The organism is Streptomyces sp. NPDC051310, assembly GCF_044455245.1.
Lineage (GTDB): Bacteria > Actinomycetota > Actinomycetes > Streptomycetales > Streptomycetaceae > Streptomyces.
The window spans coordinates 87,646-109,851 of sequence record NZ_JBITEO010000010.1; the positions used below are offsets into that span (position 1 = coordinate 87,646).

Annotated in this window: 24 protein-coding genes; 12 read left to right on the forward strand and 12 right to left on the reverse strand. The window is 74.8% G+C overall.

Annotated features, from left to right (window positions below):
- Positions 1-4 precede the first annotated feature (4 nt).
- From ACIA79_RS16575 to rpmG, 3 genes are read right to left on the reverse strand one after another with little or no spacing between them, the layout of a single operon-like run.
- Complete coding sequence (locus ACIA79_RS16575) at positions 5-1,129, reverse strand: CobW family GTP-binding protein (protein ID WP_399428976.1); 1,125 nt, start codon at positions 1,127-1,129, stop codon at positions 5-7.
- Positions 1,129-1,410 (reverse strand): type B 50S ribosomal protein L31, encoded by a 282-nt coding sequence (locus tag ACIA79_RS16580; RefSeq protein WP_399428978.1) that lies wholly within the window; start codon positions 1,408-1,410, stop codon positions 1,129-1,131. The genes ACIA79_RS16575 and ACIA79_RS16580 overlap by 1 nt, the downstream gene beginning before the upstream one ends.
- A gap of 8 nt (positions 1,411-1,418) precedes the next feature.
- A complete protein-coding gene (rpmG, locus tag ACIA79_RS16585; RefSeq protein ID WP_399428979.1) occupies positions 1,419-1,583 on the reverse strand; it encodes a 50S ribosomal protein L33 in 165 nt (54 codons plus the stop codon).
- Positions 1,584-1,647: 64 nt separating this feature from the next.
- On the opposite strand from rpmG, the gene rpmB reads away from it, so the two are divergent.
- From rpmB to ACIA79_RS16600, 3 genes are all read left to right on the forward strand, one after another.
- A complete protein-coding gene (gene rpmB, locus ACIA79_RS16590) occupies positions 1,648-1,884 on the forward strand; it encodes a 50S ribosomal protein L28 (RefSeq protein WP_399428980.1) in 237 nt (78 codons plus the stop codon).
- Complete coding sequence (gene rpsN, locus ACIA79_RS16595; protein ID WP_399428981.1) at positions 1,884-2,189, forward strand: 30S ribosomal protein S14; 306 nt, start codon at positions 1,884-1,886, stop codon at positions 2,187-2,189. The genes rpmB and rpsN overlap by 1 nt, the downstream gene beginning before the upstream one ends.
- A 61-nt stretch (positions 2,190-2,250) precedes the next feature.
- Positions 2,251-2,784: a hypothetical protein gene (locus tag ACIA79_RS16600; protein WP_399428983.1), complete on the forward strand. Its 534-nt coding sequence runs from the start codon at positions 2,251-2,253 to the stop codon at positions 2,782-2,784.
- A 485-nt stretch (positions 2,785-3,269) separates the two neighbouring features.
- Here the strand turns inward: ACIA79_RS16600 and ACIA79_RS16605 are convergent, their stop codons facing one another.
- Positions 3,270-4,394, reverse strand: coding sequence for a DUF2786 domain-containing protein (locus ACIA79_RS16605; RefSeq protein WP_399428984.1), 1,125 nt, complete (start codon positions 4,392-4,394; stop codon positions 3,270-3,272).
- Complete coding sequence (locus ACIA79_RS16610; protein ID WP_399428985.1) at positions 4,391-4,789, reverse strand: winged helix-turn-helix transcriptional regulator; 399 nt, start codon at positions 4,787-4,789, stop codon at positions 4,391-4,393. Before ACIA79_RS16610 ends, ACIA79_RS16605 begins: the two co-directional genes overlap by 4 nt.
- A 124-nt stretch (positions 4,790-4,913) precedes the next feature.
- On the opposite strand from ACIA79_RS16610, the gene ACIA79_RS16615 reads away from it, so the two are divergent.
- The 3 genes from ACIA79_RS16615 (at position 4,914) to ACIA79_RS16625 (ending at position 8,786) form a co-directional block, all read left to right on the forward strand.
- Entirely contained in the window at positions 4,914-5,732 is an 819-nt protein-coding gene (locus ACIA79_RS16615) for an NAD(P)H-binding protein (protein WP_399429174.1), read from the forward strand.
- A gap of 70 nt (positions 5,733-5,802) precedes the next feature.
- The gene (locus ACIA79_RS16620; RefSeq protein WP_399428986.1) at positions 5,803-6,696 is read left to right on the forward strand and encodes an ABC transporter ATP-binding protein; all 894 of its coding nucleotides are present in this window, start codon (positions 5,803-5,805) and stop codon (positions 6,694-6,696) included.
- Positions 6,690-8,786, forward strand: coding sequence for an ABC transporter permease (locus ACIA79_RS16625; protein ID WP_399428987.1), 2,097 nt, complete (start codon positions 6,690-6,692; stop codon positions 8,784-8,786). The genes ACIA79_RS16620 and ACIA79_RS16625 overlap by 7 nt, the downstream gene beginning before the upstream one ends.
- Positions 8,787-8,837: 51 nt before the next feature.
- Here ACIA79_RS16625 and ACIA79_RS16630 read toward each other — a convergent pair whose 3' ends face one another.
- Together ACIA79_RS16630 and ACIA79_RS16635 are read right to left on the reverse strand one after the other, a co-directional pair.
- On the reverse strand, positions 8,838-9,410 hold the full coding sequence (locus ACIA79_RS16630) for a TetR/AcrR family transcriptional regulator (protein WP_399428989.1): 573 nt from the start codon (positions 9,408-9,410) through the stop codon (positions 8,838-8,840).
- Between the two features lie 279 nt (positions 9,411-9,689).
- Positions 9,690-10,604: an NADP-dependent oxidoreductase gene (locus ACIA79_RS16635; RefSeq protein WP_399428990.1), complete on the reverse strand. Its 915-nt coding sequence runs from the start codon at positions 10,602-10,604 to the stop codon at positions 9,690-9,692.
- Between the two features lie 137 nt (positions 10,605-10,741).
- Between ACIA79_RS16635 and ACIA79_RS16640 the strand changes: the two genes are divergently transcribed.
- Entirely contained in the window at positions 10,742-12,085 is a 1,344-nt protein-coding gene (locus tag ACIA79_RS16640; RefSeq protein WP_399428991.1) for a LuxR C-terminal-related transcriptional regulator, read from the forward strand.
- A gap of 50 nt (positions 12,086-12,135) precedes the next feature.
- Positions 12,136-13,824: a bifunctional 3'-5' exonuclease/DNA polymerase gene (locus tag ACIA79_RS16645; protein WP_399428992.1), complete on the forward strand. Its 1,689-nt coding sequence runs from the start codon at positions 12,136-12,138 to the stop codon at positions 13,822-13,824.
- A 117-nt stretch (positions 13,825-13,941) separates the two neighbouring features.
- On the opposite strand, the gene ACIA79_RS16650 is transcribed toward ACIA79_RS16645, so the two are convergent.
- Positions 13,942-14,331 carry a rodlin gene (locus ACIA79_RS16650; RefSeq protein ID WP_399428993.1) on the reverse strand — a complete coding sequence of 130 codons (390 nt, stop codon included), beginning with the start codon at positions 14,329-14,331 and terminating at the stop codon, positions 13,942-13,944.
- A gap of 167 nt (positions 14,332-14,498) precedes the next feature.
- Entirely contained in the window at positions 14,499-14,888 is a 390-nt protein-coding gene (locus ACIA79_RS16655) for a rodlin (protein WP_399428994.1), read from the reverse strand.
- Positions 14,889-15,064: 176 nt separating this feature from the next.
- On the opposite strand from ACIA79_RS16655, the gene ACIA79_RS16660 reads away from it, so the two are divergent.
- The 4 genes from ACIA79_RS16660 (at position 15,065) to ACIA79_RS16675 (ending at position 19,262) form a co-directional block, all read left to right on the forward strand.
- Positions 15,065-15,445: a DUF6479 family protein gene (locus tag ACIA79_RS16660; RefSeq protein WP_399428995.1), complete on the forward strand. Its 381-nt coding sequence runs from the start codon at positions 15,065-15,067 to the stop codon at positions 15,443-15,445.
- Positions 15,446-15,680: 235 nt separating this feature from the next.
- Positions 15,681-17,051, forward strand: a complete 1,371-nt coding sequence (locus tag ACIA79_RS16665) for a cytochrome P450 (RefSeq protein WP_399428996.1) — start codon at positions 15,681-15,683, stop codon at positions 17,049-17,051.
- Positions 17,052-17,469: 418 nt separating this feature from the next.
- Positions 17,470-17,703, forward strand: a complete 234-nt coding sequence (locus ACIA79_RS16670; RefSeq protein ID WP_399428997.1) for a chaplin — start codon at positions 17,470-17,472, stop codon at positions 17,701-17,703.
- Between the two features lie 326 nt (positions 17,704-18,029).
- Positions 18,030-19,262 (forward strand): glycoside hydrolase family 26 protein, encoded by a 1,233-nt coding sequence (locus tag ACIA79_RS16675; RefSeq protein ID WP_399429175.1) that lies wholly within the window; start codon positions 18,030-18,032, stop codon positions 19,260-19,262.
- 27 nt (positions 19,263-19,289) lie between these two features.
- Here ACIA79_RS16675 and ACIA79_RS16680 read toward each other — a convergent pair whose 3' ends face one another.
- From ACIA79_RS16680 to ACIA79_RS16690, 3 genes are read right to left on the reverse strand one after another with little or no spacing between them, the layout of a single operon-like run.
- Positions 19,290-20,387 (reverse strand): GNAT family N-acetyltransferase, encoded by a 1,098-nt coding sequence (locus ACIA79_RS16680; protein ID WP_399428998.1) that lies wholly within the window; start codon positions 20,385-20,387, stop codon positions 19,290-19,292.
- Positions 20,384-21,052: a lipopolysaccharide biosynthesis protein gene (locus tag ACIA79_RS16685; protein ID WP_399428999.1), complete on the reverse strand. Its 669-nt coding sequence runs from the start codon at positions 21,050-21,052 to the stop codon at positions 20,384-20,386. The genes ACIA79_RS16680 and ACIA79_RS16685 overlap by 4 nt, the downstream gene beginning before the upstream one ends.
- Positions 21,049-22,143: a glycosyltransferase gene (locus tag ACIA79_RS16690; protein ID WP_399429000.1), complete on the reverse strand. Its 1,095-nt coding sequence runs from the start codon at positions 22,141-22,143 to the stop codon at positions 21,049-21,051. Before ACIA79_RS16690 ends, ACIA79_RS16685 begins: the two co-directional genes overlap by 4 nt.
- Positions 22,144-22,206 lie beyond the last annotated feature (63 nt).

Consider the following 22,206-nt stretch of genomic DNA (forward strand, 5'->3'; position numbering starts at 1 on the left):
GGGGTCAGACCTCCAGGAGGGTGTCGAAGGCGGGCGGGAGCCGCTTCCAGGCCTCGCGGCCCGCGGCGTACTCGGCATCGGTGAGCAGGCAGGAGTCGAGGAGCTCGGCGAGGCCCTCGCGGTCCAGGCCCGGCGAGGTGAAGACGAGGTGCTGGCAGCGGTCCCCGTGCTCGGGGTCCCAGTCCAGCGCGGCGGCCGCCCGGCGCACCGGCGGGACCATCTCCCAGGCGGCGTCCGGCAGCGACGCCAGCCACGGCCCGGCCGGCTCGACGCACAGCGCCCCGCCCGCCGCGTCCCAGGCCAGCAGCGTGTCGGGCCGGTCCGCCAGCCAGAACCGGCCCCGGCTGCGGGCGGCCGCGCAGCACAGGTCCTCCAGTGCCGCGTAGAGCCGCTCCGGGTGGAACGGGCGGCGCCGGTGCCACACGTACGTGCCGACGCCGTGCGCCTCCGCCTCCTGCGGCAGCAGGGCGCAGGCGGGGTGCTGCGCGGCGGCGGCCGCCTCCACGTCGAAGCCGGCCAGCGCCGCGGCCGCGAGCTCGCCGCCCTCCGGACGCACCTGCCGGGCGGTCGGGTGGAGCTGCGCCAGCAGGGCCCGGTCCTCGTCGTCGGCCTCGGGGCTGTCGAGGACGGCCAGCACCGGCGCGTACTCCAGTTGGCGCGCCCAGGTGTCGGCGACCGTGCGCCGGTCGGTGGCGGCCGCGGCGAGTCCCGCGTCCACCAGGTCGTCACCGTTGCCGAGGTACGGCAGGAGCAGCGCCGGATCGACGGCCGTGATGACGGAGGTGACGGTGAGCCCGGCGGCCGCGACGACCTCCGCCATCGCCTTGGGCTCGACCGAGTCCCACAGCTCGACCACCGCGAGGCGGGTGAGCCCCGCGTCCGCCAGCCGCTCCAGCTCCGGCACCAGGTCCTCGCGCAGGGCGCAGCACGCGCAGTCGTTGACCAGCGGGGTCTCACCGGACGACAGGACCCCGGTGGCGTCCCGCACCGTGCGCCGCACCGTGCCCGAGGCCGCGGTGGACAGGTCGTGGTGGAGCGCCACGCTGCCGGGGACGGTGGCGAGCAGCCGCGCCACGGCGGCGGCGCGGGCCTCGGAGTGCAGCCCTGCGACGATCGCGACGGACAGCATCAGCGGCCCTCGCGGCGGCGGCCGGGGGCTCCGCCGGTCCCGCGGCCGTACCGCTTCTCGAACTTCTCGACGCGTCCGGCCGTGTCCAGCACGCGCGCCTGCCCCGTGTAGAAGGGGTGGCTCGCCGAGGAGATCTCGACGTCGATGACGGGGTAGGTGGCGCCGTCCTCCCACTCGACCGTCTTGTCACTGGTCGCGGTGGAACGGGTCAGGAAGGCGAAGCCGCCCGCCTTGTCACGGAAGACGACGGGCTCGTACGGGGGATGGATGCCGGGCTTCATCGCGGGGCTCAGCGCTCCTCTCGGAAGGCGACGTGCCGCCCGACGACCGGGTCGTACTTGCGCAGCGTCAGGCGGTCGGGGTCGTTACGGCGGTTCTTGCGGGTGACGTAGGTGTAGCCGGTGCCGGCGGTGGACCGGAGCTTGATGACCGGTCGGAGTTCGTTGCGGGCCATGGGGATGAGAGTATGTGAAAATGGTTTCCATTACCAAGACAGCCCCCCGAGAGGTAGGTCACCCTTGTCCGCCCACTGCCAGCTGACCGGCGCCCGGCCCGGCTTCGGCAACCGCATCTCGCACTCGCACCGGCGCACGTCGCGCCGCTTCGACCCCAACGTCCAGCGCAAGCGCTACTGGCTGCCCGGCGAGGGCCGGTACGTCCGGCTCACCCTGTCCGCCAAGGGCATCAAGACCGTCGACACCATCGGCATCGAGGCCGCCGTGGCCCGGATCCGCGCCCGGGGAGGGAAGGTCTGATGGCGAAGAAGAGCAAGATCGCGCGCAACGACCGGCGCAAGGAGGTCGTCGAGCGGTACGCCGCCCGGCGCGCCGAGCTGAAGGAGATCATCCGGCGGCCGTCCACGCCCCCGGACGAGCGCCTGGCCGCCCAGGCGGAGCTGCGCCGCCAGCCGCGCGACGCCAGCGCCACACGCGTACGCAACCGGGACAGCGTGGACGGCCGGCCCCGCGGACACTTGCGGAGGTTCGGCCTGTCACGGGTGAACGTGCGCATGCAGGCGCACGCCGGATTCCTGCCCGGGGTCACCAAGTCCTCCTGGTGATGACGGGCGTACCGCCTGGTAGCTTGGCGCGGTCCCGAAGCCCATCGAGGGGGAGAGTGACGTGCACCGGCTGGTACGCAACGGGTTCGTACGGAACGGGTTCGTGGCGGCGGCGGGCCTCGCCGCCGCACTCGCGCTGACCGGCTGCGGCGGGGGCGGGAGCGACGAGAAGGGCGGCGGCCCGGGCAAGGACAAGGCCGGCCGGCCCACGGGCGGCGCGGCCACGGCCACCCCGTCGCCGGGCGCGGACCCGGACTCCGGCTCCGGGGCCTCCACCCCAGCGGGGGTGGAGGGCGCCTGGCTCGGCATGACCGACGGCAAGGCCGTGAACCTGACCATCAAGAAGGGGCACGCCGTCGTCCTCGCCGACTCGCGGGTCTGCCAGGGCGCCGCCAAGGGCGCGGACGGCAACAAGGTCGTGCTGGCCCTGAAGTGCCACGACGGCAGCACCGACCGCGCGAGCGGCTCGGCGGAGACGAGCGACGGCCGGAAGATCGTCGTCACCTGGGACAGCGGCAAGAAGGAGACGCTGGCCAAATCGCCGCTGGGCGAGGACCTGCCGACATCGCTGCCGTCCCTGCCGCCGCAGCCGTAAAGCTCCGTCGCGGCGGCGTCGAGCACGGCCCCGGCGGTGTCGAGGAGTTCGCGCACCCGCTCGCGCTGCGGGTCCTCGCGGGGTACCCCCGACCGCCGGGTCGGCGAGCGAGGCGAGCACCGGCCCGATCCGCTCGGCGAGGCCGCGCGCACCGTGCAGTTCGGCCGGGCGGCGCCGGGCCGGGCGGCGCCGGGCCGGGCGGGGGTGACCCGCTCGGCGGGGGACGGCTCGCGACGGCTCGGCGGGCGGGGCCGGGCTCGCGGTGGGCCGGCTCCCGGTGGCCCGGCGAGCGCGGCCGGCTCCCGGGTTCGGCTCGTGCGGAGGGCCCGCGGTGGGCAAGGCTCCCGGGTTCGGCTCGTGGGGCAGGACGCACCGGCGTGCCCACCGGACGCGCCGGACAGGTACGGGAGGTCCGCGACGGGACAGGTCCCGTCTTCCGGTGCAGGCCGGGCCGCGCGCACGCGGCAGGACCCGGAGGGCAGGCTCTAGCGCGGCAGCACACCCCCCGGTGGCGACGTGCGCGCCCGGTCGGCGGCGTCCGTGCCGTGCTCCCAGCCCGCGAGGTCGGTCGCGCCGCGCACCCGGGTCGTGGTGGTCTGCGGGAACATGGTCTCCGCGCGCGAGGTCACCGCCACGTCCCGCGCGGCCAGCACCGGCAGCAGGGTCGGCTCCTCGGCGGAGACGCGGCGGGAGGTGGACGCCAGCCGATCGCCGATGCGCTGCGCGTACGCCAGCAGGAACGACTGGCGGAAGCTCTTCGTACGCTTGCGGCCCCCGGCCCGCTGGGCGGCCTCCGCTTTCGTCATCGCGCCCGTGCCCTGCACGAGCAGTGAGGTGTAGAGCAGCTCCACGACCTCCAGGTCCGGCTCGTACCCGACGACCGTCGAGAAGCCGAACGCCTCGTTCCACACCGCCCGGCAGTGGTTCGCCCCGGCGACCGCGTCCAGCAGGATCGCCTTCGCCGTCTCGTACGGCGCGTCCACGCCGATCCGTACCGCCGCCGGCTCGTCCGAGCTGTGCGTGCGCGCCGCGAGGGCCGCCTCGTCGAGGCTGTGCCGCGCCATCAGCTCCTGCGCCTTCGCGGAGAACGCCTCCGCCTCCTCCGGGAAGCCGGTCGCCTCCGCCTTGGCCAGCAGGGCCCGGATCCGCGCGAGCATCCGCGGCTCGCCGGGCACGGGCGCCGTGTGCGGGGCGGCACCGCCCGGGACCGGGCCGACCGGCTCGATCGCGGGCAGCCGGGCGAGCAGCCGGTACAGCTCCAGCACGGCCGTGGCGTACGAGAACCGGTCCGCGCGCCAGGGCTCCGGCTCCAGCTCGGCGAGCTGCGCGGACCAGCGGGGCGGCAGCTCGCGGTACGCCCGGGTCTCGGCGGTGATCAGGCCGGCGACCAGCCGCACATGGGGCTCGTCGAGGTCGCGCCGGACCAGCCGGACGACATCGGCCGGCTGCCAGCCGCGTTCCCAGGCCCGCCGCAGGAACTCCTCGCCCCGCCGTGCGAGTTCCGCGTCGGCTCCGGGGTCGGCGGCGAGGAGCGACGCGCCGGTGTCGAGGGCGGTGTCCTCCCCGGCGTACAGCGCGGCGGCCAGCGCGCGCTCGACCGTGCCGCTCACGGCTGCCGCTCGTCGAAGTCGCGGCGCGCCTGCGCTATCACCGGGCGGTGCTCCAGCGACCAGTCGACCAGCGCTTTGATCAGGTGCGTCATGCTGTGCCCCGTCCCGGTCAGCTCGTACTCCACCTGCGGCGGCACGGTCGCGTACACGGTCCGCGTCACCAGCCCGTCCCGCTCCAGCCGGCGCAGGGTCAGCGTCAGCATGCGCTGCGAAATGCCGGGGACCAGCCGCTGGAGCTCCTTGAAGCGCCGGACTCCCGCGGCCAGTTCCACCACGACGTGCACCGTCCACTTGTCGCCGAGGCGGTCCTGGACGTCGCGGACGCCGCACTCCTCGGCGCAGCTGACCACAGGTCCGGTGGCGTCCCCGGTTACCTCCGTGTGCCCGACTGACATCAAAGTGCCTCCTTACGCGAACCCCTGCCACCCGAACACCATGGTCGCAGCCGCCTCCGACAGCGAGCGCGGCAGCGACTGCGACTGCGACTGCGACTGCGACCATGAGTGGAAGGACCTTGCCATGCTGCTGATCACGGGGGCCTCGGGCGGACTCGGCCGACTGATCGCCGAGCGGCTCGAGGGGCGTGCGGACGTCCTCCTCGGCACCCGTACCCCGGCCGGCGTCCCCGGTGCCGGCCGACGCGTCGACTTCGACGACCCGGACTCCCTCCCGGACGCCTTCGCCGGCGTGGACACCCTGCTGCTGATCTCGGCGGGGTACGGCGAGGACGACACCGTCGTCGCCCGCCACGAGGCGGCGATCTCGGCGGCCGAGAAGGCCGGCGTGGCCCACATCGTGTACACGAGCCTCTCCGGGGACGGCGACCACCTGCCGTACGCGCTCGCCCACCGCTGGACCGAGCGCCGCCTGCGCCGGTCGGCGGTCCGCTGGACGATCCTGCGCAACGGCCTGTACGCCGAGCTGCTGGCGCACCTCGCGGCGCCCGGCGAGGACGGCCGTATCACCGCGCCCCTGGGCGACGGCCGCCTGGCGGCGGTGGCCCGCGCGGACCTCGCCGAGGTCGCGGTGCGCGTCGCCACGGACCCGGTGCCGCACGCCGGCCGCGTCTACGAGCTGGTCGGTGAGCGGCCGCTGGGCGGCGCGGACCTGGCGGACGCGGTCTCCGCCGCGTACGAACCGGCGAGTCTCGCGTCGGCCCGGTCCGCGCTCGGCGCGTCGGGCGCGGCCCCGTTCCAGATACCGATGCTGACCGGCACGTACTCGGCCGTGGCCCACGGCTTCCTGGACGGCCGTGAGCTCCAGGGTGACCTGCGCCGTCTGCTCGGGCGCGAGCCGCGGCCGGCGCTGGAGGTGTACCGCGAGCTCGTCCGGGGGTAGGGCCTGCCCTACCCCTGGGACACCCGGCAGTGGTCGTGATCCGCAGGCCCCGCGGCGGTTGGCTCGGTACATGACCGGAACACCCACCGCACCCACGCCCTCCACCGCACCCACGACAGCCACGACAGCCACGACAGCCACCGCACCGGCGACGCCCACCGCACCCGCGGTATCGACGGCGCCCGCGGCGGCGACCACCACACCGGCCGTGCGGCTCACCGCTCTCCGCCGGCTCCACCGCGACGTCCGCGCGCTCGACGGGGTGGACCTCGCCTTCCGTACCGGCACCTTCACGGCCGTGATGGGGCCCTCCGGGTCCGGCAAGTCGACGCTGCTGCAGTGCGCCGCCGGGCTCGACCGGCCCACGAGCGGACGCGTGGAGATCGACGGCATCGACCTGGGCGGGCTCAGCGAGCGGCGGCTGACGCTGCTGCGGCGGGAGCGGATCGGATTCGTCTTCCAGGCGTTCAACCTGCTGCCGTCGCTGACCGCCGCGCAGAACGTCGCACTGCCGTTGCGGCTCGCCGGGCGGCGCCCGTCACGGGCCGAGGTCCGGGCGGCACTGGCGCGGGTGGGCCTGGAGGGCCGGGCGGGACACCGGCCGGGTGAACTGTCGGGCGGCCAGCAGCAGCGGGTGGCCATCGCGCGGGCGCTGATCACGCGGCCGGCCGTGCTCTTCGGGGACGAGCCCACGGGGGCCCTGGACACCACGAGCAGCCGTCAGGTGCTCGGCATGCTGCGGGAGCTGGTGGACCGGGACGGCCAGACGATCATCATGGTGACGCACGATCCGGTGGCGGCCGCCCGCGCGGACCGGGTGGTCTTCCTGGTCGACGGCCGGGTGAGCGGCGAACTCACCGCGCCCACCGCCGAGCAGGTCGCCACCCGCATGGCGACCCTGGAGCACGCCGGTGCGGACGGCACCGCGCCGCACGGCACCGGGACGGAGCGTGTCCCGTGCTGAACCTCGCGATCAGCGGACTGCGCGGCCGGTGGGCCTCGTTCATGGGCAGCTTCGTCGCCCTCGCGCTCGGCGTGGGACTGCTCGCGACGATGGGACTGGGCCTGGCCTCGACCTTCGCAGCACCGGAGCGGGCGCCGCAGCGGTTCGCGGCGTCACCGGTGGTGGTCATCGGCCAGGACACCCTCACGGCCGGGGGCCGCACGCACAAGCTGCCCCATCCACACCCTGTGGACGCCGGTCTGCTGCGCGACCTGCGCGCGCTCGGCGAGGTACGGACCGACGGCCGCCCCGGCGCGCCGGTCGACGCGGTGGGAGTCGATGCCGACCCCGGCGCCGTACGCCGTGTCGTCGGCGACCGCGGGCGGGTGCTGACGGGGGACGAGCGGCGGCAGGCCGACCCGGAGCCGGAGCGGGACGCGGAGGCGCTCGTCACGGTGAACGCCCTGCTGGGCACCGCCGGCGGCGTCACCGCCTTCGTGTCGGTCTTTGTGGTGGCCTCGACGTTCGCCTTCGCGGTGGCGCTGCGCCGGCGGGAGTTCGGCCTGCTGCGGCTGGCCGGCGCGACACCCGGCCAGGTGCGCCGCGCACTGCTCACCGAGGCGGTGCTCGTCGGGGTCGCCGCGTCGGCCGCGGGGTGCGCGCTCGGGGCGTGGGGTGCTCCCGTATTGGCCCGGGTCCTCGTGGACGGCGGCATCGCGCCCGCCTGGTTCGCGATCGGCGACGCCGCCTGGCCGTTCCACATGGCCTTCTGGACCGGGCTGCTGGTCGCCGTCACCGGTGCCTGGGCGGCGGCGCGCCGGGCCGGGCGCACGGGCCCCGCCGAGGCACTGCGCGAGGCGGACGTCGACCGGGGCGTACTGCCGCTGAGCCGGCGCCTGCTGGGCGCGGCCCTGCTGCTGACGGGCCTCGGCCTCCTCTGCCGGACGCTGCTCACCGACCCCTCGGACCTGCTCAACCGCAAGACGTACACGACCCAGCCGATGATCCTGATCACCGCGGTGGCCCTGCTGGCGCCGCTGCTCGTCCGCCCGGTGGCGCGCGCCCTGCCGCTGCCCGGCGTCACCGGCATGCTGGTGCGCGCGAACACCACCGCGGCCCTGCGGCGGACCGCGGCCGTCGCCGCACCCGTCCTGGTGACGGTCGCGATGGCCGGGTCCCTGATGGGCACGGCGGAGACGGTGACGGCGTCCAAGGCCGCGGAGGCGCGCGGGCAGACGGCCGCGGACCTCGTCGTGACGGGCGACGCGCTGACCCCGGCCCCCGTGCGCGGCGCCACGCTCTCCCCCACGGCGCCGACCGCCGTCTTCGTACGGGACGGGGACGTGGCCGTCGTCCGGTACGCGACGCGGGCGGTCGCCGACCCGGCGGCCTTCGCGGAGCTGGCGCGGCTGCCGGTGGTGGCGGGTGACGTACGGGACCTGGACGACGAGTCGATCATCGTCAACGAGGAGTGGGAGCGGCGGACGGTCGGCGAACGGGTGGACGTGCGGCTGGGCGACGGACGGCGGGCATCGCTGCGGATCGCGGCCGTGCTGGCGCTCGGCACCGGCGGCAACGGCCCGTACGTCACGGCCGCGAACGCCCGCGCGGCGGCGGTCGACCGCATCGACGTGCGCCTGGCGCCGGACGCCGACCCGGCGGCCGTGGCGGCTGCCCTGCGCAAGGCCACCGGCGGCACGGTGACGACGGCCGACGCGTGGGCCGCTCCGGCCACCAGCCCGCAGACCCGGCTGGGCCTGCTGGTGGTGCTCGGCATCGCCCTGCTCTACACGGCGATCTCGCTGGCCAACACGCTGCTGATGGCCACGTCGGTACGCGGCCGGGAACTGCGTTCGCTCCGGCTGACCGGCGCGACGCGCGCCCAGGTGCTGCGGGTCGTGGCCGTCGAGACGCTGGTGGCGGTGGGGATCGGGGCCGTGCTGGGCGCGGCGGTGACCGCCGTCAACCTGTCGGGGCTCGCCACGGCGCTCGCGGTCCTGTCGGCACCGGTGACCCTCACGCTCCCCTGGCCGGTGCTCGCCGGGGCCCTGGCGGGCTGCGTCCTGGTGGCGGTTCCGTCCGCGCTGCTGATGTGCCGCCGCGCCCGCTGACCGCCGGCGCCCGGCCGGGATCCTGCTGCCGGGCCCTCGGAGGGGCGGTCCCTACGCGCCGCGCGGCCAGTTGCGCAGCACCAGGTCGAGCGCGTCGACCGCACGCGACCACGAGGTGTCGACGTCCCGCGGGTGGGCGAAGCCCGAGGCCCCCTCGATACCGGCCCACCCGTGGAACGCGCTGCGCAGCAGTCGCACCGCGTCCGTGAGGTCGGGCTCGGCCAGGCCGTACCCGGCGAGCACGGCGGTCGTGGCCTGGATGCTGCGCAGGTGCCCCGGCGACGCGGCGACGACGTCCGGGTCGAGCCTCAGCTGGTACGCCGCGTACCGCCCGGGGTGCTCCACGGCGAACGCCCGGTACGCGTCGGCGAACGCCCGCAGCGCGTCACCGCCCGCGCGGCCGGCCACCGCCGCGGTGAGCCGGTCGGCGAACTCGCCGGCGGCGAGCACCGCGACCCGGGTGCGCAGGTCGGCGAGGTTCCTGACGTGTGAGTACAGGCTCGCGTCCTTGACGCCGAAGCGCCGGGCCAGCGCGGACACGGTGACCTTGTCCAGGCCGACCTCGTCCGCCAGGTCCGCCGCGGCCTGCGTCAGTCGGTCGGCCGTCAGACCGGCACGCGCCATGACTCACCCTTCATCCGGCCGGTGGAGCAGGGACGGGAGCTCCGGGGCCGGGCCACCTTACCCACCCCTGGGCCGCCCGGCCCTTCACCATCGCCCGGCCCTCGCCCCGGCCGCCCGGTCCCACTCACCATCGCCCGGCCCTCGCCCCGGCCGCCCGGCCCCCGCCACCATCGCCCGGTCCCCCGCACCGGGCGCACGGCCGGCCTGTCACCGGTTCACGGTCTCCGGCCAACACGCCCCACCCGGTTCGCGCGGCGGCATCACCGCCACCGGTCCGGTTCACACGGTGATGATCAGCTTGCCGCGCACGTGTCCCGCCTCGCTCAGCTCCTGCGCCTTCGCCGCCTCGGCGAGCGGGAAGGTCCCGACGACCGGCACGTGCAGCCGGCCCTCGGCGGCGAGGCGGCCGTGCTCGACGAGACCCGCCCGGACGGCCTCGGGCGGAGTGCCGCCGCCCGAGAAGACGACCCCGTAGGACGCGGCGTCCGTCGCCGCGATGGTGACGATCCGGTCCGTCCTGCCGCCCAGCAGCTCGATCGAGGCGGGCAGGGTGCCGTGCCCGGCCGCGTCGAACACCGCGTCGACGCCCTGCGGCGCGGCCGCGCGGACGCGGTCGGCGAGCCCGTCCCCGTAGGCCACGGGGACCGCTCCGAGGCTGCGCAGGAAGTCGTGGTTGGCGGGCGACGCGGTACCGATGACGGTCGCGCCGAGCGCCACGGCGAGCTGCACCGCGACCTGCCCGACCGCACCCGCCGCGCCGTGCAGCAGCAGGGTCTCGCCGGCCTCGAGCCCGAGCAGGCCGAGGACGCGCCGGGTGGTCTCCCCCGCGACGGGCAGCGTGGCGGCGGCCTCGAAGGAGAGTCCGGCCGGCTTGTGCACGATGTCGCCGGCTATGGCGTATTCGGCGTACGCGCCGGTCCTGGTCCAGCCGAACACCTCGTCGCCCACGGCGAATTGGGTGACGCCGTCGCCGAGTGCATCCACGACGCCGGCGAACTCCAGGCCGGGCACGGCGGGGAAGGTCGTCGGGTAGAACTCCTCCACCCATCCGTAACGGCGCTTGTAGTCGAGCGGGTTGACGCCGACCGCCACCACCCGGACCCGTACCTCCCCCGCGCCCGGGACGGGCTTGCCGGTCTCCCCGAAGGTGAGGACGTCCGGGCCGCCGAACTCGGTGTAGGTGATCGCCTTCATGTCTACTCCCCGTAGGACTGGTCGTGTTGACGACTCAAGCCTCGGGGAGCCGGCCCCCGGACCGGGCCGGTCCTCGGGACAGTCGGACCTGTCCGAAAGGACAGGACGGGGTCCCCCGGCTCCCTAGGCTGGGGCACATGGAAGCGATGACGGCCCTCACCGCCCTGTCCGCCGCGTACGACGTGATCCGGCAGCCGCTCGGGCAGATCCTGCCCCGGCTGTCCCGGGTGCTGGCCGACGTCGTCCCGCACCGGGCGGTCGCCGAGTTGTCGACGCACTGCGCGCACTCGCCGTTCAAGACGTACGGCGAAGCGGACATCACCGACCGGCTCACCACCGCCGACCTGGCCCCACTGCTGGCCTCCGGTGTCGCGGGCCGCCCCTGGCAGGGCACGCTGCGTCTCGCGGGCGCGGACTGTGCGGTGCTCGTGGTGCGCAGCGACGCGACGCCCCGCGGCGCGGTGCTGGTGGTGATCCGCGACGAGAGCACCGCTCAAGGAACAGCCGTGCAGACCGGGACAGCCGGGCAGTCCGGCGAGGTCATGGAACCGGGAGCGACCGGGGAGTTCGGGGAGCCCGGGTCCGACGAGGCGGCCGTCGCGCTCGTGCAAGCCCTGTGGGACCTCGTGACCAGCCATTTCGACCGGCTGGCCGCCGAGGCGGTGCCCGGGGCGCTCGCCCGCTCGCGCACCGCCGCCGGGACGCGGGCCCGGGTGATCGCCGAGCTGGGCGAGACCCACGCGGCAACCCTGACGAGCCTGCTCGGGGTGCTGCGCAGCCGCACCCTGGACGACGCGGCCGCCCGCGCCGCCGCCACCGACCTGGCCGTCTCGGCGCTCGTCGAGCTGCGGGCGCAGGCCGAGCGGGACCAGCGGATCGCCGAGGAGCCGGCCGACCAGGCGTTCGCCCGGCTCGCGGATTCGCTGCGCCCGCTCGTGCGCTACAGCCCGGTACGCCTGGAGCTGGGCGGGCCCGGGTCCACCCGCCCGCTGGCCGCGGACGTGGCGCACACGGCCCGCGCGGTGGTCCTGGCGGTGCTGATGAAGGTGCTGGAGCAGGAGGCGGTGTCGCGGGTCCACATCGGCTGGCAGGTCACCGACGACGAGCTGCGGGCCGCGGTGCGCGACGACGGACCGGGCACGCTCTCGCTGTGCACCCTGAGCCCGGGCCGGGTCCGTGAGCGGCTCGACGTCCTCGACGGGCGCCTGGACGTGGACGCCGTGCCCGGCTGGGGCACGACCGTCACCGCCACCGTCCCGCTGCGCGCGGCCCAGGAGCCGGCTCCGCACCCGCTGACCTCGCTGGGCGAACGCGAGCTGGAGGTGCTGACGCACCTCGCGCTGGGGCACCGCAACCGTGCGATCGCCCAGGAGCTGCACATCAGCGAGTCCACGGTGAAGTTCCACGTGGCCAACATCCTGACCAAGCTCGGCGTCGGCTCGCGCGGCGAGGCGGCGGCGCTGTTCCACGCCGCGGCGTGAGCGGCGGCTGATCCCGCCCGTTGTCAGTGGCGGGTGCCAGACTCGCTGGTGTGAGCGAACGCTGGTTCCTGGACGGCACCGAGGGCGGCGGGGCGCGGCTCGTCCCCCTCGGCCGGGACGGGCTGCCCGCCGGTCCCGTGCTGGCCGAACCCGACCTCGTCGAGGCCGTGCGGTCGCGGCCGGACGTCGACCGGTGGGTGTGGCGCTCCACGTCCGGGGTGTACCCGGGGCTGCTCGCGTCGGGGGTGCGGGTGGAGCGGTGCTACGACATCGAGGCCGCCGAACAGCTGCTGCTCGGGCACGAGGGCCGCCTGGGCGAGCCCCGCTCGGCCGCGGCCGCCTGGGCCCGGCTGCACGACCGGCCCGTACCGCCCGATCCGCCGCTCAGAGGGGCGGAGCCGGGCGCGCAGTCACCCCTGTTCGAACCGCGGTCCGGCCTGGAGGTGCGCTTCGAGGGACTGCTGGAGGTGTACGCGGACCAGCAGCGACGGCACGGGGCCGCCGAGCACCCGGGCAGGATGCGGCTGCTGACGGCGGCGGAGTCGGCGGGGATGCTGGTGGCCGCCGAGATGACGCGGGCGGGACTGCCGTGGCGGGCGGACGTCCACCGGGCGGTGCTGCACGAGCTGCTGGGCGAGCGGTACGCGGGCGGGGGCGAACCGCGGCGGCTCGCGGAGCTGGCGGACGCGGTGTCGTCGGCGTTCGGGCGCCGGGTGCGGCCGGACCTGCCCGCCGACGTGGTGAAGGCGTTCGCGCAGGCCGGCATCAAGGTGCGTTCGACACGCCGCTGGGAGCTGGCCGAGATCGACCATCCGGCGGTCGAGCCGCTGATCGCGTACAAGAAGCTGTACCGCATCTGGACGGCGCACGGCTGGGGCTGGCTCCAGGACTGGGTGCGGGACGGGCGCTTCCGGCCCGAGTACCTGCCCGGCGGCACGGTCAGCGGGCGCTGGACCACCAACGGCGGCGGGGCCCTGCAGATCCCGAAGGTGATCCGCCGCGCGGTCGTCGCCGACGAGGGCTGGCGGCTGGTGGTGGCGGACGCGGACCAGATGGAACCGCGCGTGCTGGCGGCGATCTCCCGCGACCCGGGCCTGATGGAGGTGGCGGGCCATGAGGACGACCTGTACACCCGCCTGTCCGACCGGGCGTTCTCCGGCGACCGGACGCACGCCAAGCTCGCCCTGCTGGGCGCGATCTACGGACAGACCAGCGGTGACGGCCTGAAGAACCTGGCGGCGCTGCGCCGCCGCTTCCCCCGGGCGGTGGCGTACGTCGACGATGCGGCGAAGGCGGGCGAGGAGGGGCTGCTGGTCCGCACCTGGCTGGGCCGGACGAGCCCGCGGGCGGCGGGCGCGGCCGAGGCGGACGAGGCGGGGATCCCCCAGGAGGGGCCCGAGGAAGCGGTGGCCGACGCGGAGTTCACGCCGGGGTACGCGTCGGTGAACGCCCGGGCGCGGGGCCGGTTCACCCGGAACTTCGTGGTGCAGGGCAGCGCCGCGGACTGGGCCCTGCTGATGCTGGCCGCGCTGCGGCGGGCGCTGGCGGGGATGCGGGCGGAGCTGGTGTTCTTCCAGCACGACGAGGTGATCGTGCACTGTCCCGCCGAGGAGGCGCCGGCCGTCGCGGAGGCCATCCGCGCGGCCGGGGACGCGGCCGGCCGGATCGCGTTCGGGGACACCCCGGTGCGGTTCCCGTTCACGACGGCGACGGTGGAGTGCTACGCCGACGCGAAGTGAGACGGGCAGGGGGCCCGTTGCACCTGCGGTCCTGCGCACACGGGGCGGGCCCCGCAGCCGTGGCTTCGGCTGCCGGACCCGCCCCTGGGGTCATTCCGCTGGAGACGTGCTCCGGGTTCAGTCGATGGCGGTGCTGAAGTTCTCGGAGATGACGTTCTCCAGGATGTGCGACAGCGCGCTGTCGCCCTTGACGGCGGTGGAGTTCTCGACGCACTGCTGGTTCTGCGTGTCGTTGAGGATGTCCTGAACGCCGATGTTGACCAGGGCCGCGATGTTCTGGACGTCGGCCTCGATGGGCAGACCGACACAGGGCTTGTTCAGCGTGCCCTGGACGAGTCCCACCTGGGGGCTCATGTAGCCGCCGGTCACGGTGTTGCCGTAGACCTGCTTGGAGAAGTTGCCGTTCTGCGTGTCGACCCCGCGGTCGCCCACGGCGGAGGCCATCGGCGCGGTGACGCCCAGCACGGCCGCGGCGACGCCGGCGGTAGCCAGAACCTTCTTGATCATGGTTCATCCTTGCTCGTCGAGAGACCCGTGTGTCCGGGTCGTCCTTGCCGCGCCCACGTGCGGGCGCAATGCGGTTACTCAGGTCCTGCAGGGGGTGCGGCCCCGAAGGCCGTACCGGGACCGGCCCGCGCCCCCCGGAGGTCGCTCGGGCCGGTGTCCTCACGTCCTCAGTCGACGGAGGCGGAGCCGTTCTCCGAGAGGACGTTCTCCAGCAGGTGCGACAGCGCGCTGTCGCCCTTGACGGCAGTGGAGTTCTCGGCGCACTGCTGGTTCTGCGTGTCGTTGAGGATGTCCTGAACGCCGATGTTGACCAGGGCCGCGATGTTCTGGACGTCGGCCTGGACGGGCAGACCCACACAGGGCTTGTTGAGCGAGCCCTGGATGAGCCCGATCTGGGGGCTCATGTAGCCGCCGGTGTAGGTGTTGCCGTACGACTGGGTGGCGAAGTTGCCGTTCTGCGTGTCGACCCCGCGGTCGCCCACGGCGGAGGCCATCGGCGCGGAGGCGCCCAGGACGACCGCAGCCACGCCGGCGGTAGCCAGAACCTTCTTGATCATGGTCCATCCTTCTCGTCGAGAGACCCGGTGCTTGGGTCGTTCTGATCAACAGCGCGGAACGGTTTCAGTTGCGCCATGTCACTCGAAGAGCTCAATCACCAAAAGACGGACTCACCGTTTTTAGGACCATAATTTTGCGCTTGTCTGACCGGGGCCGCAGCGGGTACACGCCCTGTATGGACGCTCTCCTCACGTACAGCATGGAATTGGCCGAGAGGGACCATCTCGTAGGGATCGGCCCCCTGGTGGCGGGGATCATCCTCGTCGGATTCCTGATCGGCGCGTTCTGGATCGGGCGGCGCATCAGGACGCGGGAGCCCGAGCCACCCAAGCCGAGCGAGCAGCCGCACCGCCCGGCCGACGCGGGCCTGCCGGGCGAGGTCGAGGGCTACCGCAGGCCGGCCGAGCTCACCGAGCGCGAGGACCGGGTGATGCCGTACGAGTTGAAGCACGAGAACACGGAGCCGGACACGTCCCCGCGCACCGAGCACGACCGCAAGTGGCGTGGCGCCCCGAGCGGCGGCTTCGGCAGCGGCGGCCCGACGACGGGCGGCTGACCGCTCCCGCCGCACCCCCGGCCGCCCGCCGGCGCGTGCCCGCTCCGGGCGGCAGGACGATGACGTGCGCCGTGCCCCCACGCGCCGTTCCCTCCCTCCCGGAGCCGCACCCCGGCGCCGATCCCGGCGCCGGGCTTCTTGTGCCCGCTGCGCAGCCGCCCACCCCCGCCCCGCCCCCGGCCGCGACCGGGGCGGGGATCGTTTTGCCGGGACCGGCCGGGGCACCCGAGGGGGCATGACCAGCACCGACGACAAGGCGACGACGGCGCACACGCCCGCGCGGGCCGTGGGGCGCGATGTCGCACGGCTCGCCGCACAGCTGATCGCACCGACCCTCGCGGCGGGCGTCGTCATCCGGCGCCGCGCCGGCATGGCCTTCGCCGAGCGGTACGCGGTCGACCGGCGTGCCACCGGGCTGCTCTCGGAGCTGCGCGGCCGCTACGGGGCCGGCCCGCTGCGGCTCGACGTCGCCGGGCGGCACTTCGCGGTCGTCCTGGACGCCGACGACGCCCGCCTCGTCCTGGACGGCACCCCCGACCCGTACTCCCCGGCCACCCGGGAGAAGACCGCCGCGCTGGAGCACTTCCAGCCGCACGGCGTGCTGGTCTCCCGGGGCACGCGGCGCGACGAGCGGCGCGAGTTCAACGAAGCGGTGCTGGAGTACGGCCGGCAGCTGCACAGCCTGGCCCCGCACATGGTCAGGGCGGTACGGGAGGAGGCCGGCCGGCTGCTCGGCGCGGCCACCGCGGGCGACGGCGAGCTCGGCTGGGTCACGTTCAAGGAGGCCTGGGACCGCACCGCCCGCCGTGTCGTGCTCGGGGACACCGCCCGGGACGACACCGCCCTCACGGCGATGCTCGGCCGCCTGCGGGCCGCCGCCAACTGGTCCGTCGCGGCCCCCCGCCGCCCCGGTCTGCGCGACCGCTTCGAGCGCCGGCTGCGCGACCACCTCGAACGCTCCGAGGGCGGCAGTCTCGCCGCGGCCCTGGGCGACATCCCCGCCGCCGGCACCGATCCGGCGGGCCAGGCCCCGCACTGGCTGTTCGCGTTCGACGCGGCGGGCATCGCGGCGTTCCGCACCCTCGCCCTGCTGTCCACCCACGAGCGGCAGACCGCGCAGGTGCGGGGCGAGCTGGCCGTCGCCGACCTCACCGCACCGCAGCTGCTGCCGTACACGCGCGCGTGCGTCCTGGAGTCGGTCCGGCTCTGGCCCACCACGCCCTTCATCCTGCGCGAGTCGGTGCGCGACACCGACTGGGGCGGGGACACCCTGCCGGGCGGCACCGAGTTCCTGATCTACGCGCCGCTGTTCCACCGGGACGAGGCCCTGCCGTACTCCGACCGGTTCACCCCGGAGATCTGGCTGGACGGGACCGCGCAGGACACCGAGGCGCTCATGCCGTTCAGCGGCGGGCCGGGCGAATGCCCCGGCCAGGACCTGGTGCTCCTGGTCACCTCGACGATGCTCGCCGTGCTGCTGGAGCGCCACACGTACCTGCTGGACCGGCCGGGGCGGCTGCGGCCCGACCGGCCGCTGCCGCGCACCCTCGACCACTTCGGTCTGCGCTTCGTGGCGCTTCCCCACCTTCCGCACAACAGCCTGTGACATGATGCGCAAGCCTCGTCACGGCTGTGAACGGGAAGGTGCGGCATGGCTCCTCGCTCCGGTAACTGGCAGCGTGTGCCCCTCATTCCACAGAGCAGGCAGGCGACGGGGAGCGACCTGTCGCCCGTCTATTCGATGCTGATGCGCGAATGGAGGGCCCAGGGGCGGGCGGTGCCCGGAGTGCCCGACCACGAGTGGCAGGTCCTGGTGACCCGACCCATCTGGCCCAGCCGTTGAGCCATTCGCCTGGACGCACTACTCGGCGTTCGAGTGAATCGGTCCGGAAAGCAGCCTCAATGGTGTCTTTCCGCTTTCGCATTCGTTGTGATTTTCATAGTGGAAGCCGAGCCCCTCATGACGGGCTCGTACGTCACGAAATGCGTGGCATGCCTTCCCCCTGTGGAAAGGAAACCGAGTTATGAAGGGCAAGAAGGCTGCGGTAGCCGTCGCCGGTCTGGTCATGGCGCTGGGTGCGGCCACACCCGCCGTCGCGGATGCCGAGGCGGAGGGTGCCGCTGTGGGCAGCCCGGGCGTCCTGTCCGGCAACGTCGTGCAGGCGCCGATTCACATCCCGGTCAACGTGTGCGGCAACACCGTCAACATCGGCGGTCTGCTCAACCCGACCTTCGGCAACGTCTGCATCAACAAGTGAGCCTGCCGTAGCGCCACGGCCCGAGCGGCCAGTGAGCCGGTCCCGGTCGCGTGCTCCGGGACCGGCTTTTCGTATGCGCCGGTCGCACCCGCTGGTACCTCAAGTGGGCGACCAATTCCCCCACCGGCCTACTGAACGCCCCGGCCGCATGCCCGATCAGCCCAATAAGAATACTTTTGTTCCATCTGACGGACGGCTCCCGTACCGGCGCACACCGCGCCGTTCCGCGCCGCCGCGAAGGAGCAGACATGGCCGATCGGGCAGGGGACACGACCCGCACGTGGCACGGGACGCGCACGCGGCACCGGGCGCGTACGTGGCTGGTGATGCTCGCCGCCGGGGTCCTCCTCTCCGGCGCCGCCGTGACGCCCGCCGGTCACGCCGCCGAGCCGCCGCCCGCGCGGGACCCACTTCCGTCCACGCCCCCGGCCACCGCCACGGCGCTGGGCGCCTTTCTCCACTACGGCCCGTCCGGCATCCGGCGGATGGCGGGCCTGGAGAAGTGGCTCGGCGGTACCGAACTCCGCGTGGGCCACACCTACCTGCCCGGTGACGTGTGGAGCAACATCGAGGGCCGCCCCGAATTCCTTGAACCCTGGACCCAGTGGCGGCGTGCCCGCGAGGACCGGCTGTTCGTGCTCAACGTGCCCATGCTGGTGCGTAACGAGGACCACCTGCCGGACCCGGTGGTGCGACAGATGCTGCGGCTCGGCGCGGACGGCCGGTTCGACCATCACTTCCGGACGCTCGGCGAGCGGCTCGTACGGCTGGAGGCGCCGGACACCGTCATCGTGCTGGGCTGGGAGATGAACGGCACCACGTACACCCACCGGTGCGGCCCGGACCCGGAGGCGTGGAAGACGTACTGGCGGCGCATCGTGACCGCCATGCGGGCCGTGCCCGGGCAGCGGTTCCGCTTCGACTTCGCGCCGAGCCGGGGGGCGGACGCCGTTCCGTGGACCGAGTGCTATCCCGGTGACGATGTCGTCGACATCGTGGGGATGGATTCGTACGACCAGCCGCCGGGGGAGAATTTCGACGAGATGGTGGAGCAGCCGTACGGACTGCGTCACCACGTGGAATTCGCCGCCGCCCACGGGAAGCCCGTCTCGTATCCCGAATGGGGACTCTTCCGGAACGGTGACAACCCCGAGTACATGCGGCGGATGCTGGAATGGATCGACCGGCATCGACCGCTTTACCACACCATCACCGACTATTGCCCGCACGGTGTGTGGCAGTGCGACGACAACCCCAGGTCGTCCGAGGTGTTCCGTGCGGCGCTGTCGCTGCCCAGGCCCGAGCCGAAGCCGGAGGAGACGGAGCCGGCCCCCGAGCCGCCGACCGCGGAACCGGCACCCGACCCCGAGCCCAAGCCGGAGCCGGCCGAGCCCCAGCCCCAGCCCCAGCCCCAGGAGCCCGCGCCCTCCGAGCCGGGCACCGGCAGCGGGGCCGCGGACCCGTGCAGGACACTGGACCTCGGTCCGTGGGTCCACAAGTGGATCGGCGACTTTGGACTGTGCATCCCCTCCCTCTGGTGGCACTCCAGCCGCTCCTGACAGCCCGGCGGCGGCCGGGCCGGCCCCTCACCCCCCGCCGCCGGCGCGCCGCTCCCGGACGGCCCGGACGGTCCGCGCCGCCCGGGCCCGCCCGCCCGCGTACGCCGCACGCAGCAGCAGGGCCGGCGCCATCCGGCGGCGCGACATCAGCAGCCGCTGGTTGCGGGCGGGCGAGGGCCGCCACTGCCGCTTGTAGGGCTCGGTGCCGCGCAGCAGGCTGAGCGTGGCGCGGCCGTTCGTGCTGCACTCCTGTGCACAGGTGCGCAGCAGCATCGCCAGCACGTCCACCTTGCCGGTCCGCAGAGCGGGGTCCGCCCCGTACAGATAGGCGCCCGACAGCCGCGGCGACATCAGGGTGATGTTGGCGGCGACCACGTCACCGGCGATGCGGAACTCCGTCACCATCGCGTTCCCCGACTCCGCCATCGGCCGTACGGCCCGCTGGAGGTGCTCGGCGAACCGCCGGGTGAGGTGCTCCGATGTCACCCGCCTGCCCTCCCACTGCCGCCGGTGCAGCTCCAGAAGCCGCTCGAGGGCCTGGGGGATCTCCACCGGCGGGACGACCCGCTCCTCGACCCCGGCGTTCTCGATCCTGCGCAGCTTGGCCCGGGCCCGCTGCGCCCTGGCCCGCGGGAGGCGCCCCACCAGTCCGTCGATGGGCAGCGGGGGCAGGTCCAGGCAGACGGAGTCCGCCAGCCGGTGGCGCGGCCCCCGCCACTGAGCCCAGACCCGCTCGGCCACCGCCCCGGCGCGCACCTCCCGCAGGTCGATGACCGCGCTCCGGGCCAGTTCGCCGAGCGCCCGGGTCAGTGCGGCCACCGCCTCCTCGCACGCGTCGTCCACGAGCACGTCGGAGAAGTCGGTGATGGCGCCGCCCAGGGGCGTCAGCACCGGCACCGGGCCGGGCACCAGCCGCAGCGGCGCCGCGGCGACGAGTCGGCCCCCGCGGCGTACCAGCACCACCCGGAGGCGGCCCGGGGTCCCGTACGACGTCCACCAGGAGTGCAGCCAGGAGTGGGCCTGGAACGGGGTGGCGGCCGCGCACCCGCGGTGGAGGCCGGCCCACTCGCCCGCCAGCCGGCCGAACTCCTCGCCGTCGCGGCAGACCGTCACGTCGAAGCTCATACCGCGGCCTCCTGCGGGCGGGCCGGGACGGGGCCGGGCACCGCCGCGTACCGCTCCTCCCCGTGCCCGGGGCGCGGCCGGACCAGCAGCGCCAGCCCGCCGAGCAGGCCGCCCGCGCAGCCGCCGACGAGCGCGGACAGCGGCGCGGAGGGCGAGACCGGCTCGGTGGGCGGGGTGGCGCGGGTGAACTGCAGGACCTTCACACCGGTGCTCGCCTCGGTGTGGCCGCCCTTCCGCACGAGGGCCCTCGCCACGCTGTCGGCCATGGCGGCCGCGGTCCGCGGGTCGGGCGCCCGGCCGGTGAGGGAGATCATCGGCGCGTCGGGCGAGGTCTCCGCCAGGACGCCCGCGCGCAGGGTGGCGGCCGGGACCCCGGCCTCGATCTGGGCGTCGCCGGTGACCGCGATGTCGGTGGCGACCCGCCCGTACGCCTGGGCGAGGCCCATGGCCCCGGCCGGATCGGACCCCTCGGCCGGGACGACGACCACATAACCGGTCGCCGCGTACTCCGGGGTCGCCAGCAGCCCGTAGGAACCGCCGCACACCACGCCCAGCAGTACGGCGGCCGGGACGAGCCACCGGCGGTGGCGGGCCGTCGGCCGGGCGCTCCTCAGCCGGGAGAGCCGGCCGGTCACCCGGCGGACGAGGAGGGAATGGGGAGTCATCGTCGTTCACTCGCTTCGTGGTAGAGGGACATCAACTGCCGGGCGCTGCGGGCGATGTCGTAGTGGCGCACGGCCTCGGGGACGGGCAGCCGGGCCGCGCCGCGCGTCGCGTACGCCCCGCGCAGGGCGGCGGTCAGCTCCGCGGCCGTCCCGCCGGTCCGCCGCGCCCCCGGCGCCCGGCCGGACGGCAGGTCGTCGAGCGCGGGGCACGCCGCGTACAGCACGGGCAGCCCGGCGGCCAGCGCCTCGACCACCGCCAGCCCGAACGCCTCGTCCGCCGACGCCGACACGAACACGTCCATCGCGGACAGCAGTTCCGGCAGTCCGCGCGAGACCGCGCCGGCCCACACCACCCGCCCCGCGGCCCCGCACTCCCGGGCCACCCGCTCCAGCCGCGCCCGCTCCCCGCCCTCGCCGACCAGCAGCAGCCGCACACCGGGTGGCAGCGGGGCCACCGCCCGGATCAGCGTGTCGAACCGCTTGCCGGGCACCAGCCGCCCCACGCCTCCGACGACGTACGCGTCGGGCGCCAGGCCCAGCCGCTGCCGTGCCGCGTGCCGCGCGTCCGCGTCGAAGGCGAACCGGGCGGCGTCGATCCCGTTGGGCACCACCCGGATGCGGGAGGGCGGCACGCCCCACTCGGCCAGGCGCCGCGCCACGGTGCCGGACACCGCGACCGTCGTGGTGCCGAGCCGCTCGCCGGCGAGGTACAGGGCGCGCGCCCCGGCGCTCAGCGGCCGGCCCTCGATCTGCGACGCGCCCAGGGAGTGTTCGGTGGCGACGACCGCGCGGACGCCGGCGAGCCGTGCCGCGATCCGCCCGTACAGGCACGCCCGGTACAGGTGCGTGTGGACGACGTCGAAGCCGCCGCGCCGGATGAGCCGGACCAGGCGGGGCAGCGCGGTCAGGTCGCGGTTGCCGCGCATGCCGAGGTGGACGACGGGGACGCCGTCCGCGCGCAGGGCGTCGGCGACGGGGCCCGGGTTGGTGAGCGTGACGACACCGGCGGTGGCTTCGCGCAGGTGCGGGACGAGCAGCCGGAGCTGCTCCTCCGCGCCGCCGATGCCGAGACCGGTGATGATGTGCAGCACCCGGGGGGCCGGGGGGTGCGGGGACCGGGCCCCGGTGAGTCGCGCCCCGGGGCGCCGCCGAGT